Raw genomic sequence first — 14,931 nt, 5'->3', positions numbered from 1 at the left:
CTATAACTATGCCCCCACTAATGATTGTGTTGCTCCAGATAATGTCAATAGCAGACTGCCAAGAATGAATAAAACGATTGAAATAGTCCAAGATGCACCTTTTGACAGTTGACCTACATGATGAAGCCCAAAAGCGGTCAATATTGTTCCCCAAATTCCAAAAATTTCGATAGATGACAAAAATGATCCAAGCGCCCCTTCAGCTCCTACAATACTGTTTAAACTAGTAAATACTTGATTAGTGATGTCTCCTCCACCGACAAAATATAAAATAATCGCATTTAACAGTGTTCCTATTGATGTAACAAGAGAAATAAAAACGGTCATTGAAAACATTTGTTTAAAACGAATTTGTTTTCCGGCAATTTTTACAATGGCAAAAAGAATGAGTGCCGAAATCAATAGTGTAATAAGTCCGCCAATGATACCAGACACAAGTGCACCGACTGTTGTAAATGCGCCGACGTAAGCTGCTCCTTCTGCACCTAATTCCTCTTCCACGATGCTATAGTCGACTGATAACACTGAAAGGTAAGCTGCCAAAGATGAAATAATAATGACAACAATTAATGGAAGCAATACTTTTGGCTGTTGTTTGATCCGCTCAAGCGTCTCAATCGGACTTGTCACAATCCCTAACAACGACGGTTTATCCACTTTTTCATTTGAATGCTGAATGTTCAGTTGCTCACTCATTAAAGTCATCTCCTCCATTATAATGATTATTTTCAATTTATTTTACGAGATTGATAAGAATGAAGTTTCACATTTTTTGAATTTCTTACAAATATTTTGAAAAACTTCCCTTAACATGATGAAAAGACCGCAGAAATACATTCTACGGTCTTTTACAGGTTATTAACTCTTTGGTTATCATTTTGTCCGCATGTTGTTTAGCTCTAATTTGCTCCTGCTTGCCGCGTTTTTTTAAAACGGGGTTTGGGTTTGCTGTGCTGATTGCTGATTTTGCTGGCGCACTTCATTGACGTTTGTTTGGCTCGCTTGTCCGCTTAACGGATTAAAGCTGAAGCCGGATGCTTGCTGCGCTTGATACTGGTTCGGTATTTGCTGCGCTGATTGCTGGTTTTGCTGGCGCACTTCATTGACGTTTGTTTGGCTCGCTTGTCCGCTTAACGGATTAAAGCTGAAGCCGGATGCTTGCTGCGCTTGATACTGGTTCGGTATTTGCTGTGCTGATTGCTGGTTTTGCTGGCGTACTTCATTGACGTTCGTTTGGCTCGCTTGTCCGCTTAACGGATTGAAGCTAAAGCCGGATGCTTGCTGCGCTTGATACTGATTCGGTATTTGCTGTGCTGATTGCTGATTTTGCTGGCGCACTTCATTGATGTTCGTTTGGCTCGCTTGTCCGCTTAACGGATTGAAGCTGAAGCCTGATGATTGCTGACTTTGATATTGATTTTGCGGTTGTTGAGCTTGGTATACTGCTTGATACTGGTTTTTCGGTTGATAATTTTGCAGCTGCTGTGCTTGACTATGAAGCGACTGAGCCAAATTTTCAATTTGCTGCAAATTTTGCACCGCATTTTGTTCCTTTTGTCCAAATGCTTGTGTCTGTTGTGCTGTAAATTGATTTGAGCTAAATGCTTGATTAGCGTTTTGCTGTTCTTGCTGTTTCAGTACTTTGGCAATTTGTTGAATCTGCTGCAATGCTTGCTGCGCTTGATTTACATACGATTGAATGCGTTGCGGCACTCTTTTTCCCTCCTTATCATTTAAATTCATTTTATTTTTTTGTAATCACCTAATTTTTATTCATAAAAAAATGTGCTTTACATCACAATTCACCATTTTTTCACAATCAAGATTCCTAGGTTCTGGTAAAATATTGGTATATAGATGGTTTCCTTCTTGAAAGGAGGTTTTATAATGGTCAAACAAGTGGCGGATCCATTCTTAACCGATCCATTGAGTGCTTTGCATGAATATTTCGACGGAATCATAAACGTGAGGGAAGGGACATATCTTTTTCAAGAAGGCATGGAGGTTCATGAATTATATTGCATCCAATCCGGCTTGGTGCAAATAAGCAAAACAACTTCAGATGGAAGAGAATTGGCGCTAAAGATCTGCAAAAAAGGCGACCTTATTGGTGAATTTTCTATTTTTTCAAATGACCCGAAGCACATATTTAACGCAAAAGTTTTGGAAAACAGTTCTATTTATTTCATAAAAAAAGAACGATTAGAATGCAAACTGTTTGAAAATCCGCATCTTAGCCTTTCGTTCCTAAAATGGATGAGCGAGCAATATCAAATTACTCAAACAAAATTCCGCGATTTGATTTTAAACGGGAAGAAAGGTGCCTTATACTCCACACTCATACGAATGGCGAACACCTATGGAGTAGAAACTGAAAATGGCATTCTCATCAATATCGACATGACCAATCAGGAGCTTGCGAATTTTTGCGGAGCGACTAGAGAAAGCATCAATCGAATGTTGAGCAATTTGCGGAAAAAAGGCGTAATTTCTTTTCAAAATAAAAAAATCACCATTCATGATCTTCAATATTTAAAAGATGAAATCAATTGTGAAAATTGCCCCGTTTCCTACTGCCGAATTGATTAAATTGTAAAAACATCTTATATGCGCCTTGTCTTTCAGAGATGGATCCGGAACTTTAAACTGGCAAATCGCCAGTTTTCTTTATTTATTTTTCATTTAACAAAGATCTAGTCGTGCATATATTCTGTCAAGTAAAACAATGAAAATAGGGAATACTATGCCGGGACAATGATTCGATCGCAGGACAGGCATTTTTTAAAGCGGCTAAGGCTAAAAAAATGAGAACCTGTTCGATCGTTTCGGGGTGTGCTTCATATAAGTGTCTTTAATCTTTTCCTTCAAATGAAAGGTTCCTGATTTGAGGTTTTGTTTTTTCTTTGCCATTAAAAACCCCCATCCCAGGCAGACTCTTTACACATCATATGAAATGCATCTGTTTTTTTTGTCTACCTTAGTAGGGGATACCAAATGGAATTTAACTCAAAATTTGCACTTGATTCCTGCAAATTTTAGAATTTCCATATGAAACTTTTATTATGAATACAAAAGCACAACCGGTGCCATTCCCATGCAGGAAAATGTCCGTACCTTTAGTGCCTTCATTATTTAATGCCGATATCGATCTCTCCAATCATCATTAATGACTGGATCGATAAAAGAAGTTGATGATGAATCATAGGATTTCGCAGTTCCTGCTGAATAATGCTTTCGATTTTGCTCACCCTGTAACGCAATCCGCTGATGGATAACGCCAAATCTGCCGCTGTCTGTTCCAAATTGCCTCCATTGACTAGAAAGATGTACAATGTTCGCAAGAACTCGATATTTTTTGGATCATCCAGTTTTAAGTTTCCAAGGCAAGCTTTGGCCATTTTTTTTACCTCTTGTTCATTCTTTTCATTAATCAGCACACCAACAACCCCTAACGATTCAAACGAAATGATTTGTTGGTGCTTCGATGATACCCTGACCGCTGTAAGTGCTTCTTTATATGCTTCCCCGGCATTTGACACATTGTTTACTTTGGAGCTGATTCCCCCGTAAAATTTAATAGTAGAGAATTGTGAAGATAGTAAATCAACGATTTTTGACAGCCATGTTTGTATACCTGTTTTGGCAACTTGATCTTCTGTTACCAGCAAAATAAGATGTTTTGCACGCTGGCCAATCAACATGTTTTGTTTTTGATCTTTGTCGTAAGCGGAAAGAAAACTTAAAACTTCTTTTTGCATTTCCAGCTCTTTCGATAAATCATCTTCTTGAAACCGGCAATCCAGCACACAAATATAAAAAGGCTTGGATAAATCCACTCCTATTAAACTAGCTTTCATGATTAAGTCGTGATCATTGCTTTGTTGTCCCGCATTAATGATTTCCTCTAAAAAAAATCCTTTAATCCGTTCATACGATTCTAGCTTTGCTTTTTCATTGAGCAAGCATACCGAGCTGACAGAGGCCAGCCGCTCTAAAATCATAGGAGAAATTGAGGCGTTATATTGATGCAAATCGCGATAAACAAACGAACAATATCCTACAATTTTGTTTTGCAAAAATATTGGTGTCATCAGGCGATCATGATGGCGCAAATGAAGAAGTTGTGTTGATGTGACGATGGCTTGAGGCTGGCAAAAAGGATTTTTTCCTACATAGTCAATAAGTTCGTTTTTATATTGTTCTAATTCATTGGAAGTAATCCCAGCATAGGCCATCGGATGAAGGTGCAGGTTCTCAATTAAAACTGGGATATTCGTCGATTGAAACACTTGACGAACTACGGAGTCTAAATTGTTTCCTTTAATGATTTCCTCAGTGAGCTTCTTATGAACATCCGTCACAAATTTTAAATTATTCCGTTCTTCTAAAAGTTTTTCGTATGTTGCCGCCAGCTCTTCTACGATTGGGGACTCTTCAAGATAGCACAGCTCTTGTTCCGCTTCTTCTCCCTATCGATCCACCGTTTGGCCGATCCAATGGCATTCTTCTTTTCCCATACCTTGACAAGCAATTTCTTTGAAAATCGTCTTTTCTCCGACAATTTCTGAAACGAAGCCGCTGGCATAACCAGAAAGGGTAAAGCAAACTGGGATGGATGATGTCTCAAAATGGCGCACATGTTCTTCTGCTTCATAGGAATGACACCAATATCCTTCCATTCTGACTTGATATTTTCCATTTTCCCTTCTGACTTCTAAAAAAGTACATCTCGCTTTCACATGACCTTTCATCGTATGCAGCTTTGGGCCATCTTGAATGTACTCCTCTACTGTACAGTTTGCATGATTCATCAATTCTTTCGCGTCTTGTCTACCTAGATTCCATCCATACCGAAACAAAAAACCTTTCATCCGTTCAAATCCCATGTCGCGAATTAAATCTCTGCGCAATAATCCGAGCGCATTTGTCGCCACAATCATCGAGCGGGACTTCCCCATATAAATGTAACCGTTATCAAAATTTAATTCCAGCTGATCTAATGCCGATCTTTTTTTGTTCATATGTTACCACCTTAGCTTTATTCAACAAGATCACCAATCAAGTGGCTGAGCGGATACGTTTTGCAAGCCAATACATAACCTTGTTGCCGCTCCTCATCCGAAAGAGCTCCTTTCGAACACAATCCAATTTTGTATTCTCCCTTTTGGATTTTGACTTTGCACATTCCGCAACCTCCATTTGCACATCCATAAGGAATTTTTACTTGATGAGATCTCGCAGCTTTTAATAAATCAACGCTCTCTCCGCAAGAAAAAATTTCTCCGCCTATATGAATTTGATATACCATTATTATCTCCCTCCCAACATGATAATTTTTTCTATTATTCAAGCATGCTCTACAGCATAACGTTATGCGCCATTTTGCACCTGCTTTTACTAGCGCTGGCGAAAAGAAACAAAAATGCATAGCATTGATCGCATCGTTGATGAACATATCATCATGGCTATCCGACACCTATAAGCATAATAAATATTTTTGCTTAAGGTATGTTTTCTTCTTCACGACCAATGCCGCAGTTCTTGAAAGCGTCGAACGGAGTTCTTAATCACGCAACATGTTCCCCATTCATAAACAATTAACTTTCTACTTTTGTATCTACCGATTTCATCCCTCTTTTTCATGCTCTCTTCGTTTTTTCACAGATTCTCCAGCAATTCCCCAATGTTCTAGAGGCATTTCTTGAATCATGATGCGGACATTTTCTTTCGGCGCATCCAATACTTTGCACACCGTCTCCGTTAATTCATAGATAAGTGTCTCCTTTTTTTCCGGAGAACGACCTTCTAACAAGTGAACTTGAATGAAAGGCATACGTTTTGACTCTCCTTTCCAAAGATAAAAAGGCTTCAACCGAACGAAAGAAGTTCAGGCTTATGGAGAAAACGTTTTGCTATTGCATCGGCTAACTCCCGCTTAGAACGATTTCTACCATTGCACTGATTCCTGGTCACGAGAAAGTTTGTTATTGTTCAAATAATGGCCCCTGACACACTAGCACCGCAACCGTCGAAATAATGGCACCATTCCTTTAAAAAACTATAAAGATGAAGCATACATATGATCCAACATTTTTCGTAAATCGTTCTTTTAACATGATGCGGGAAGACAGCCGCTAAAGTGAGAAAATGCGATGCCGGCTGCAAAAAATTTCAAATCGCTTTTAGTGCAGGCTGTCTTTCTAGATAAAGCGTCAATGATTGAAATGTACAACAACCGTAACTGTTGTGTTGTACTAGGCATATTCGCAATGCTGTCTGGCTTTGAAAAAAGCGAATCATAACCTTGTTTTTGATAAAAACATAAAAATATTCTTATATTTCATTGTGAAAAAAATGCAAAAGCAAAGAATGAAAGCTGTCTCGATATTCCACTTGCGTCCAATGGCTGCATTGTCCGTAAATCATCATTTTTACCCACGGAAGATGTTTGGCAAAATAATAACTTGTCTCAACAGGAACGATCGGATCATTCAGCCCGTGAACGAGTAAAACTTGTTGTTGTATGCGGCACAAAGTGGCGCTTGGCAAAACAAGATCATCTACTATCCGCTGGCGAAGCGGAGGAAACATTGCTTCATAGGAACGGCGCACGGCAGGATTCATTGCCGCCTCAAAGCGCATTTTACTAATGCTGTCAAGATTGTCTTTAATAAAGCTTTCATCATATGCAAACCAGCGAATGATCTGCGTCATTGCCTCTGCGGATGGATCCTCATAAAACCCCCAAACGCGGTCAAGTTCTGGAGTCAATCGAAACGGAGCACCCGCCGAGCCCATCAACACAACGCGATCAATTCGATCAGGCGCCTCGGCCAATAAATGAAGAGCAACAGCCCCGCCTAAAGAATTTCCCACTAAATGAACGTTTTTCACTTCCAATTCATCCAAAAGGTCTTTAAGCTGATCCACCCATAACCTCATCCATGACCGGATGCCTTTCGGAGGTGAAGACGGATGTTCCGACATTCCAAAACCGATTAAGTCTGGCGCGATACAATCAAATCCCTTTTCCTTGAAAAAAGGGAGCGCATATTGCCAATTAGACCAAGCAGTTGCTCCAGGACCGGACCCATGGATAAAAAGAATCGCTTCATTATTTCCGATGCCGGTGCGGTAAAAATAAGTTTCATAGTCTCCGGTTTTGACACGGACACTTGTCGCTTCTTGCAAACCAATTCCTCCCCTCTCGACTCTATTATCGAATCATTTTCCAACACGTACTCCTGACACGAAATTAATTGACGCAATTTTTAGAAAATACTAATTATCCCAATCGTAAACGGTAATTATTGTTTATACAACTCCATTGTTTCATAATAAGAAACAAAAGGAAAAAATAACAAATTTTTTCATACATTAAAACAGATCCTTGAATAGACCTAACAAAGTGGAACGTGCTGTTAAAGAAATTTCCAGAAAAAAATGGGCATGAAATCGCAACAAAGCGAAACGTACTGTTAAAGAAATTAAAATTGGGCATGGAAACCGCATCAAAAGAACAATCCGTAAATTATGAATTCGCATGTCCGTATATAAAGAAGCTGACCCCAAACATCGACTTCAAGCGATTTTCGGTCAGCCATCTGAAGCATTTCTTTTTTAAGAATGCAAAATAAATAGCGAAGGGGCTGCAAACATCTCCTTACGTGTTTCCCGAATCAGAAGAGATGATCGAACCCCTTTAACAAGAATATTCTTGATCTTTGTATTTTTATGTTAGTGCTTTAGAGAATGATTCAATGAGTTCTCTTCGATGATAGAAAATACCTGTTCCAATTTTATCTTCCGTCCAAGTAATGGTCGGAAAGTCTGCATAGCTCATATAACCGCTTGTGTATGCTTCATTTCTATTGCCGGATGGATCAAAAAAGTAAACGGTAAGGCCTCGTGTAATGCCGTGTCTTGTTGGCGTCACTTCTGCTTGAACATTATTTTTGGTTAAAATATCTGCTGCCTTTAATACTTCATACCAGTTATCGACATAAAATCCTGCATGATGAAATTTCGCATCCGGTCCTTTCACGAATGCAAGATCGTGACCTTTGTTCGTCACTGACATAAAGCTTCCGACTAAATCTTCTCCATCTACCGTAACGATTTTCTCGGTTTGTCTAAAACCGAGCACTTCCGTAAAGAAGCGGGTTGCTGTTTTTAAATCATCGCCTGTTAAAAGAGCGTGATCCAATCGATGCGGAGCAATTCCTTTTAGTCCATCCGGCCATGGATCTGGGTTTAGATTCCCAGTTTTTGTCCCTACTTGTTCTATTTCCGTATACAGCTCCATATGATGGCCTGTTGGAAGCTGAAAACGAACCGCTTCTCCTTCTGCTAATCTAGTACCTTTGGAAATTCGGGAAAGTTTGCAGCCAAATTGCTCAATTTTATATTCTAATTTTTCCAGCTCGTAAATATCTTTTACCTTAAATGCCATATGATCCATTCCAGCTGTATCGGATTTTTGCAAAATGATGCTGTGATGGTCATATTCGTCCCAAGCTTTTAAATATACTCGATTTTCCTCTCGTCCTGTCACTTCAAGCCCAATGACATTTGTGTAATATTTTACAGATTCTTCTAAATCCAACACCCGAAGCTCCAATCGCCCTAATCTTAAAATTTCGCTCATTTGAATCCTCCCTTTCATTGAAAAATCTTATTTTAATGAATTTGATCATCAGCTCTTTCCATTAAAGCGTTTCCAATAAAGATAACGCAGCCTCGCAGCACAATCTGTCTTCTTCTTCTGAGCCGCCGCTGACCCCGATTCCTCCAGCTAAATCGTTTCCGTCATAAATCGGGTACCCTCCTCCGAAAACGACAAGCTTTTCTGTATGGACAATCCCAAGGCGCAAACTCGGCTCATCTTTGATCATGTCATACCATTGATGGGTCGGAATCCCGAATGCCGCTGCTGTATAGGCTTTATTTTGAGCAATTTGTATGCTTAAAAGAGGCGCCTCGTCCATCCGGAAAAACGATTTCAAATTTCCGCCTTGATCCACAATAGCAATGTTCACTTTCACTCCAAGTTCTTCAGCCTTTTGTACCGCTTTGTCAATCATTTTTTTCGCCAAGTCACTGCTGATGCTTTTTTGCTGTAAAAACGCCAACATTTCTTCCCCCTTTCCTAAAGTCAACACCGCTATCCTTTTGTAAATACTAGATTTTTCTCTTCCTTTTCTTCGATCTCTAATGTGAAATCGAAACTTCTGGCAATCCATTTTACTTTGACTCGAGAAATACTCCACACAGAAGATATGGATGGACCAAGCCAATAGATTTTTTTCTGCTTAGTAACAAGCACGCGTCCCTCAAACCACCCTTTTCCTATATCAATTGCCACGTCGTAGCATCCTTTTGGAGGAAGCATATAGTACCGATCCAAAATCAATTCATCTTTTGCATCAGTATGGATCATTTTTCCTTTTGTTTCGTAAAATTCTCCCAAGTAATCAGGAAGTTCTTCCATCAATCCTGATTGAATCTTATTTCGAATCAACGTAGAACTAATTTTTTCATCGTTTCGTTTGACATTTTCTACTTTCGTGACAGTGATTGAGTATCCGCTGTCTTCCTCCATCGTATCTAAACTTCCTTTTCCTTTTCGGCCGTACGTGAAGTCATATCCAGCTGCTACATGCTTGATTTGCAGCGGAACTAAATATTTCTGGACAAATTCCTTCGGCTCAAGTCTTGCAAATTCCGATGTAAATCGTATTAAATAAAAGTAATCAATGTCTAAATGGGAAAACTTTTTTGCTTTTTCGGCAGGCGGGAGCAAATATTGGACACGTTTTCCCGTTTTGCCGATTATTTCTTTAGGGTGCGGAAAAAAGCTGATAACCGCTGTTTTTACCCCCATTTTTTCCGCCAAGTTTTTAGCGGTCTGAATGACTTTTTGATGTCCGAGATGAACGCCGTCAAAAAACCCTAGTGCAGCAACGACAGGGCAAGAGGCAATAAGATCTAGATCATTTTGATGATCAATGATGATTGTTTTCAATGAAATGCCCCCTTTTTTTAGCTCGACGCCGTCGCTTGTTCGCTTTGAGCAAGCTGATGGTATTTTCCGCTGAAAAACAGAAGCGGATCTTGCTCTGTCATGTTTATATCCGTCACTTCCCCGATGAAAAGGACATGATCACCTGCTTGAACCTCATTAACAACTTGGCAGGAAATTTGCGCAAGAGCATCTTTAATGACCGGCAGCCCCCCTAGCTGTTCAAATTGTACATCGACTGGTTTTTCCAGCTGCCCGGCAAAATTCATCGAAAGCACTTGTTGATCGTGCGACAAGATGTTAACAGCATATTTTTTTGATTGTTGAATTTTTTCCAGCATTTTCGCTTTTTCTCCAATGGAAATTAATACAAGCTTCGGATTTAAGGAAATGGACATAAAGGCATTTGCTGTCATTCCATGAATATCTCCGTTATGCTCCGTTGAAATGACCGTCACCCCTGTAGCAAATTTCCCCATCGCATTGCGAAACAAGCGATCGTCCATATCCACCAACTCCTTTCTTTTTATTTCTGCACAAGTTCTTTTTGTGGAGATACCCAAGTATCATTGAGCCAACCGTTTAGATCGTAATCATCCAAAGCGGAATCGACAAACTCTTTAAATCGGTCGGAATCTCCAGTTGCATCAGCAATTTTTAACGTCTCTAGACGAATGTTCTCATGGTTGCCCGCATAGTTGATTTCATAAAGCTCATGACGTCCGCCAAATTCCGTTCCGATCGCATCCCAAATCATTTTCATCAATTTCACCCGCTCTTTTGCATCAATGCCTGAACCGCGATAATAACGATCGAGATACGGTCGCAGCTCCGGATTTAAAAAGTCGCTGGCACTGGAAGGCAATTGAATGAGGCCCCCCGCAACGATTTGTTCAAAAATTTGTTTGACGCGCGGCCATACCATTGGAGCGAGCACACGGTAAGCAGCGCCGTACTGAAGGTTCGGAAGTGCAACGCCATTTTTCGTTTCACAATTGGCTGCCATTGCGGTAGAAAGAGCCCAAAACATATTGCGAAGGGCAATAACCTCACCGATATTTGCCTGAACCCCACGAAACTGCTTCGTACCTGCCGCCTCTGTCGCTTTCATTAATAAGCCGACCATAAAGTCAAGCTTGACGGCAAAACGCGTACAACCTTGGAATGTAAAGCGGTTTACAAATCCCGTTTCAACAAAAAACCCGTTTACTACGTTTACATTTTTGTAGGCAAGTACGTTCTCCCAAGGAATAAATACATTATCTAATACAATGACTGCATCGTTTTCATCAAAACGGCTGGAAAGCGGATAATCAAACGGAGAACCTAATGTTTTTGCGATTTGTTCATACGATTGACGGCTGATCATTTTTACGCCAGGCGCATTCATCGGTACAAAGAAGACGAGTGCATGGCTTTGATCACCATCTCCTAAATCTTGAGCTCCATAGTTAGAGACGAAGTTATAATGAGTTAGTGCAGCTGCCGTTCCCACCATTTTGGCACCGTTTACAATAATACCGTCATCCCGCTCTTTTACAGCGCGAACATAAACATCTTTATTTTCATGAAGAGGTTTTGAACGGTCGACCTGCGGATTAATAATCGTATGGTTAATAAACGGAACTTCTTTTGTTGTTTTTTTGTACCAATTTCGCGCATTGTCCTCAAAACCTTCGTAATAATCCGCAAACGCTTTCAAATGTGCTGTGAAAGAAGCTTTATAATCAGGGGTGCGCCCCATAAAGCCATAGCTCAGCTTGGCCCATTGTGCAATCGCATCTCTTGCTTCTAAAAGATCTTGAGCATTTTTTGGTTCTTTAAAAAATTTGTGAGTTTGATAGCCTTCTTCAGTAGTCGTCGTTAAAATTTTTCCCATCTGTTCATCATGAAGAGCATCATACATTCTTGCTATGGAGCGAGCAGAGTTTTCGTAGGCAGAATGTGTTGTAACATCATCAATCTTTTCTCCATTTAAATAAACAACCCTGTTATCTCTTAAACTTTCTAAATATTCCTTACCATTCATCATCTTTTATCACCTTCCTAAATGAAAATATAATGAACTGGTATTTCCTCTACGGTTCTATCATATAATTGATTTGAATTTTCAGACAATGACAGCGTTTGTTTAAAAATCATTGAAAACTAAACAATTGTTGTTGAAAATACACAAAAAAGACTGCCTCATTGCCAAACACCAGCATTGCGTCAAAATGGCAACAAGCTGGCGATTTGAGCGTGAGACAGTCTTCTCAAATAATATTCATACATATCTTGGCTTCGATCGCTTCCGGTGAATAGTCTCCAGGCGTTTTTTATCATATAATGCTCATACATATCCCTGTCTAATGTACTGAAATGTTGTAATCACATTTCCCGCTGATCTTTCAATGACCTAGCAATGTGAGCTTTCTTAATCCCTTGTGCTATCTGGGCATTGCTCTTTATTCCAATATGTTTGCAGCACCGCCGATAAGATCAGCGTTTCTTCTGCGCTGCCAGGCAACAATCGGATCAAGTCACCGATCAGAAAGTGCTCTTTAAACTGCAAACGAACGACTCCCCGTTTTCAGGATTGTCCTTTCACATAAAAACCCCAGTCCGAGGCAGACTTTTTCAAAGCATCGTATTAAATGCATCGTTTTTTACTGCCTGCCTGTTGGGGATAATAGTATCGTACATTTTCATTATAAGTTCAATGTATTTATAACTTCCTCTACATCTGTTGTCGGCTGTTGGCAGGCAAAGTTTTCACATATATAAATAGTTGTTTCATTATTGATCATGCGATAATTTTTCGCAAATTCCGCAATTTGTGCAAATTGATTTGGATCTTCAGCAACTAACACTGAAAGTTCCATTGTATACGCCTGTTGAATACGATTCAATAATCTTTTCCTTTTGCTGCAATCTTTCGGACCAATAATGACAACCTCTTTTTGCGGCAGCTGTTCCATCAAAAGGCTTTGCAAGAAAAACGTATGACCGCTTGGGTATTGCTCCACTTCTTCTTTAAAAATAGAATACATTTGCTGAACGCTTTCGTGTAAATCCAAATTGCCGGTCAGCCTGCTCAATTTCAAAAGCGCGAAGGCCGCAACGCTGTTTCCTGAAGGGAGCGCACCATCATAAATTTCCTTCTCCTTGACAAGCATTGCTTCACTGTCATGACCTGTGAAGAAAAATCCGCCATTTTCTTGATCCCAAAAAAGATCAATCATTTTATCAGCAAGCTGTTTTCCTTTATGCAAATAAGTTAAATCAAATGTCGCTTCATACATTTCGATATAGGCCCAAAGAAGGTATGCATAATCATCAATGAACGCCTGTTGTTTTACTTCGCCATCGCGATAGCGCACCATAACTCTTCCGTCTACAATTAAATGATTTTCAATAAAATTCAGCGCCTTTTTTGCCATTTCGATATATGCTTCCTGATCAAAAACAGCTCCTGCTTTTGCTAGTGCAGCAATCATGAGAGCATTCCACGCGGTCAGCACTTTATCATCAACATGTGGAAACGGTCTTTCAATTCGTTTTTCAAAAAGCTTTTGTCTCGCCTGCTCCAATTGCTCTTTCAGCTCTTCCAGCCCCATTTGATAGGTAATTGCCGCTTTTTCTTCATTCGTATGAATAAGATTCGGGATATTTTTTCCTTCAAAGTTCCCTTCTTCAGTTATATCGTAAATATGACAAAACTGTTCGCCTAATTCCTGCCCGAGAATCTCTACCACTTCCTGTTTTGTCCATACGTAAAATTTCCCTTCCTCCCCCTCAGAATCTGCATCAATGGCAGAATAAAAAGACCCTGATTCATTCCGCATGTCCCGTCGGACAAATTCAATAATTTGTTCTGCAATTGTTTTAAATTGAGGGTTTTGGGTCACTTGATAGGCCTCGGAGAATGTATAAAGCAAAAGGGCATTATCGTACAGCATTTTTTCAAAATGCGGAACGAGCCACATGGCATCTGTCGAATATCTGGCAAATCCGAAGCCGATATGATCCCAAATCCCTCCCTTTGCCATTTGCACAAGCGTTTTATTCACAAAATAAAGAGCATTTTCATGTTTAGTCCATTCGTGATATTTCATTAAAAACATGAGCATGTGAGGAATGGGGAACTTCGGTGCCTGACCAAACCCTCCATAAATTGTGTCAAAATTGCTTGAAAGCTGATGAAACGTTTCATGAAGAACGCTTTGCTTCAGCTCACCTTTCTTATTTCGACTGGCATTTTTATTTAAAACTTCCGTTATGCGTGCTGCTGTCTTTTCAATTTTTTCATGCTCTTTTTGATAAATTTCCGAAAGCTGCTGCAACACATCGATAAATCCCGGACGGCCAAAACGGCTTTGCTTAGGAAAATAAGTGCCTGCATAAAAAGGTTTTTGATCCGGTGTGATAAATACATTGAGCGGCCATCCGCCTTGCCCCGTGAGAATCTGGCATACCCTCATATATATGGAATCAATATCTGGTCGCTCCTCACGATCTACTTTTATAGCGACAAACCGTTCATTTAATATCTTTGCAACTTCTTCATCTTCAAAGCTTTCATGAGCCATGACATGGCACCAGTGACAAGTTGAATAGCCGATGCTGACAAGCAAAGGTTTGTTTTCTTTTTTTGCTTTTTCAAAAGCTTCTGATCCCCATGGATACCAGTCAACAGGATTATAAGCATGCTGAAGCAAGTACGGAGACTTTTCAGTGATTAATCGGTTAGGTTTATTGTTCGTTGACATACGACACCTTCTTTTCTCATGAATTTTTATTTTCATAATAGCCTTGCCCTAAATTCAAGTAAAAAAATTCGCTTAAAGGATCATGTCATTTTTGAAATGGAAGTCTGCGATCTGCTTAATAAAATAGGATACAGTTATTAACTATTCGATCTCCTGTTG

15 protein-coding genes are annotated in these 14,931 nt (G+C 39.7%); 1 reads left to right on the top strand and 14 read right to left on the bottom strand.

The genetic code is table 11. The features are described 5' to 3' along the window. Positions 1 to 6: 6 nt before the first annotated feature. Together NSS70_RS08925 and NSS70_RS08920 are read right to left on the bottom strand one after the other, a co-directional pair. Entirely contained in the window at positions 7 to 696 is a 690-nt protein-coding gene (locus NSS70_RS08925; protein ID WP_063389624.1) for a Yip1 family protein, read from the bottom strand. Positions 697 to 927: 231 nt separating this feature from the next. Then, a complete protein-coding gene (locus tag NSS70_RS08920) occupies positions 928 to 1,713 on the bottom strand; it encodes a hypothetical protein (RefSeq protein ID WP_340881326.1) in 786 nt (261 codons plus the stop codon). Positions 1,714 to 1,887: 174 nt separating this feature from the next. Here NSS70_RS08920 and NSS70_RS08915 point away from each other — a divergent pair, with 174 nt between their 5' ends. Continuing rightward, complete coding sequence (locus NSS70_RS08915; protein ID WP_082829469.1) at positions 1,888 to 2,589, top strand: Crp/Fnr family transcriptional regulator; 702 nt, start codon at positions 1,888 to 1,890, stop codon at positions 2,587 to 2,589. A gap of 539 nt (positions 2,590 to 3,128) precedes the next feature. Here NSS70_RS08915 and NSS70_RS08910 read toward each other — a convergent pair. The 12 genes from NSS70_RS08910 to NSS70_RS08855 form a co-directional block, all read right to left on the bottom strand. Beyond that, complete coding sequence (locus tag NSS70_RS08910) at positions 3,129 to 4,361, bottom strand: PucR family transcriptional regulator (RefSeq protein ID WP_339211364.1); 1,233 nt, start codon at positions 4,359 to 4,361, stop codon at positions 3,129 to 3,131. 108 nt (positions 4,362 to 4,469) lie between these two features. Then, positions 4,470 to 5,021 carry a XylR N-terminal domain-containing protein gene (locus tag NSS70_RS08905; protein ID WP_339199748.1) on the bottom strand — a complete coding sequence of 184 codons (552 nt, stop codon included), beginning with the start codon at positions 5,019 to 5,021 and terminating at the stop codon, positions 4,470 to 4,472. 17 nt (positions 5,022 to 5,038) lie between these two features. Then, positions 5,039 to 5,308, bottom strand: a complete 270-nt coding sequence (locus tag NSS70_RS08900; RefSeq protein ID WP_063389622.1) for a 2Fe-2S iron-sulfur cluster-binding protein — start codon at positions 5,306 to 5,308, stop codon at positions 5,039 to 5,041. A gap of 318 nt (positions 5,309 to 5,626) precedes the next feature. Continuing rightward, positions 5,627 to 5,872: a 4-oxalocrotonate tautomerase gene (locus tag NSS70_RS08895; protein WP_277874811.1), complete on the bottom strand. Its 246-nt coding sequence runs from the start codon at positions 5,870 to 5,872 to the stop codon at positions 5,627 to 5,629. Positions 5,873 to 6,333: 461 nt separating this feature from the next. Continuing rightward, positions 6,334 to 7,191, bottom strand: coding sequence for an alpha/beta fold hydrolase (locus tag NSS70_RS08890; RefSeq protein WP_339195349.1), 858 nt, complete (start codon positions 7,189 to 7,191; stop codon positions 6,334 to 6,336). A 541-nt stretch (positions 7,192 to 7,732) separates the two neighbouring features. Next, positions 7,733 to 8,647 (bottom strand): catechol 2,3-dioxygenase, encoded by a 915-nt coding sequence (locus NSS70_RS08885; protein WP_063389734.1) that lies wholly within the window; start codon positions 8,645 to 8,647, stop codon positions 7,733 to 7,735. 61 nt (positions 8,648 to 8,708) lie between these two features. After that, the gene (locus tag NSS70_RS08880; RefSeq protein WP_339229089.1) at positions 8,709 to 9,134 is read right to left on the bottom strand and encodes a GlcG/HbpS family heme-binding protein; all 426 of its coding nucleotides are present in this window, start codon (positions 9,132 to 9,134) and stop codon (positions 8,709 to 8,711) included. Positions 9,135 to 9,163: 29 nt separating this feature from the next. Beyond that, positions 9,164 to 10,024, bottom strand: a complete 861-nt coding sequence (locus NSS70_RS08875; RefSeq protein ID WP_339199741.1) for an FAD synthetase family protein — start codon at positions 10,022 to 10,024, stop codon at positions 9,164 to 9,166. Positions 10,025 to 10,041: 17 nt separating this feature from the next. Continuing rightward, positions 10,042 to 10,527: a flavin reductase family protein gene (locus NSS70_RS08870; protein WP_063389616.1), complete on the bottom strand. Its 486-nt coding sequence runs from the start codon at positions 10,525 to 10,527 to the stop codon at positions 10,042 to 10,044. A gap of 20 nt (positions 10,528 to 10,547) precedes the next feature. Further along, positions 10,548 to 12,053, bottom strand: a complete 1,506-nt coding sequence (locus NSS70_RS08865; RefSeq protein ID WP_339211357.1) for a 4-hydroxyphenylacetate 3-hydroxylase family protein — start codon at positions 12,051 to 12,053, stop codon at positions 10,548 to 10,550. Positions 12,054 to 12,437: 384 nt separating this feature from the next. Continuing rightward, positions 12,438 to 12,575, bottom strand: coding sequence for a hypothetical protein (locus tag NSS70_RS08860; protein WP_339229091.1), 138 nt, complete (start codon positions 12,573 to 12,575; stop codon positions 12,438 to 12,440). A gap of 136 nt (positions 12,576 to 12,711) precedes the next feature. Then, a complete protein-coding gene (locus NSS70_RS08855) occupies positions 12,712 to 14,772 on the bottom strand; it encodes a thioredoxin domain-containing protein (RefSeq protein ID WP_340881325.1) in 2,061 nt (686 codons plus the stop codon). Between the last annotated feature and the right edge of the window lie 159 nt (positions 14,773 to 14,931).

This window comes from Aeribacillus sp. FSL K6-2848 (genome assembly GCF_038004325.1).
Classification (GTDB): Bacteria; Bacillota; Bacilli; order Bacillales; family Aeribacillaceae; genus Aeribacillus; species Aeribacillus composti.
This window is presented reverse-complemented; position numbering and strand designations above follow the sequence as displayed.

Excerpts from the sequence above, each read along its gene's own strand:
- NSS70_RS08925 (WP_063389624.1), bottom strand. The coding sequence starts at position 696 with ATGAGTGAGCAACTGAACATTCAGCATTCAAATGAAAAAGTGGATAAA.
- NSS70_RS08915 (WP_082829469.1), top strand. The coding sequence starts at position 1,888 with ATGGTCAAACAAGTGGCGGATCCATTCTTAACCGATCCATTGAGTGCT.
- NSS70_RS08905 (WP_339199748.1), bottom strand. The coding sequence starts at position 5,021 with ATGAACAAAAAAAGATCGGCATTAGATCAGCTGGAATTAAATTTTGAT.
- NSS70_RS08900 (WP_063389622.1), bottom strand. The coding sequence starts at position 5,308 with ATGGTATATCAAATTCATATAGGCGGAGAAATTTTTTCTTGCGGAGAG.
- NSS70_RS08885 (WP_063389734.1), bottom strand. The coding sequence starts at position 8,647 with ATGAGCGAAATTTTAAGATTAGGGCGATTGGAGCTTCGGGTGTTGGAT.
- NSS70_RS08880 (WP_339229089.1), bottom strand. The coding sequence starts at position 9,134 with ATGTTGGCGTTTTTACAGCAAAAAAGCATCAGCAGTGACTTGGCGAAA.
- NSS70_RS08870 (WP_063389616.1), bottom strand. The coding sequence starts at position 10,527 with ATGGACGATCGCTTGTTTCGCAATGCGATGGGGAAATTTGCTACAGGG.
- NSS70_RS08865 (WP_339211357.1), bottom strand. The coding sequence starts at position 12,053 with ATGATGAATGGTAAGGAATATTTAGAAAGTTTAAGAGATAACAGGGTT.
- NSS70_RS08855 (WP_340881325.1), bottom strand. The coding sequence starts at position 14,772 with ATGTCAACGAACAATAAACCTAACCGATTAATCACTGAAAAGTCTCCG.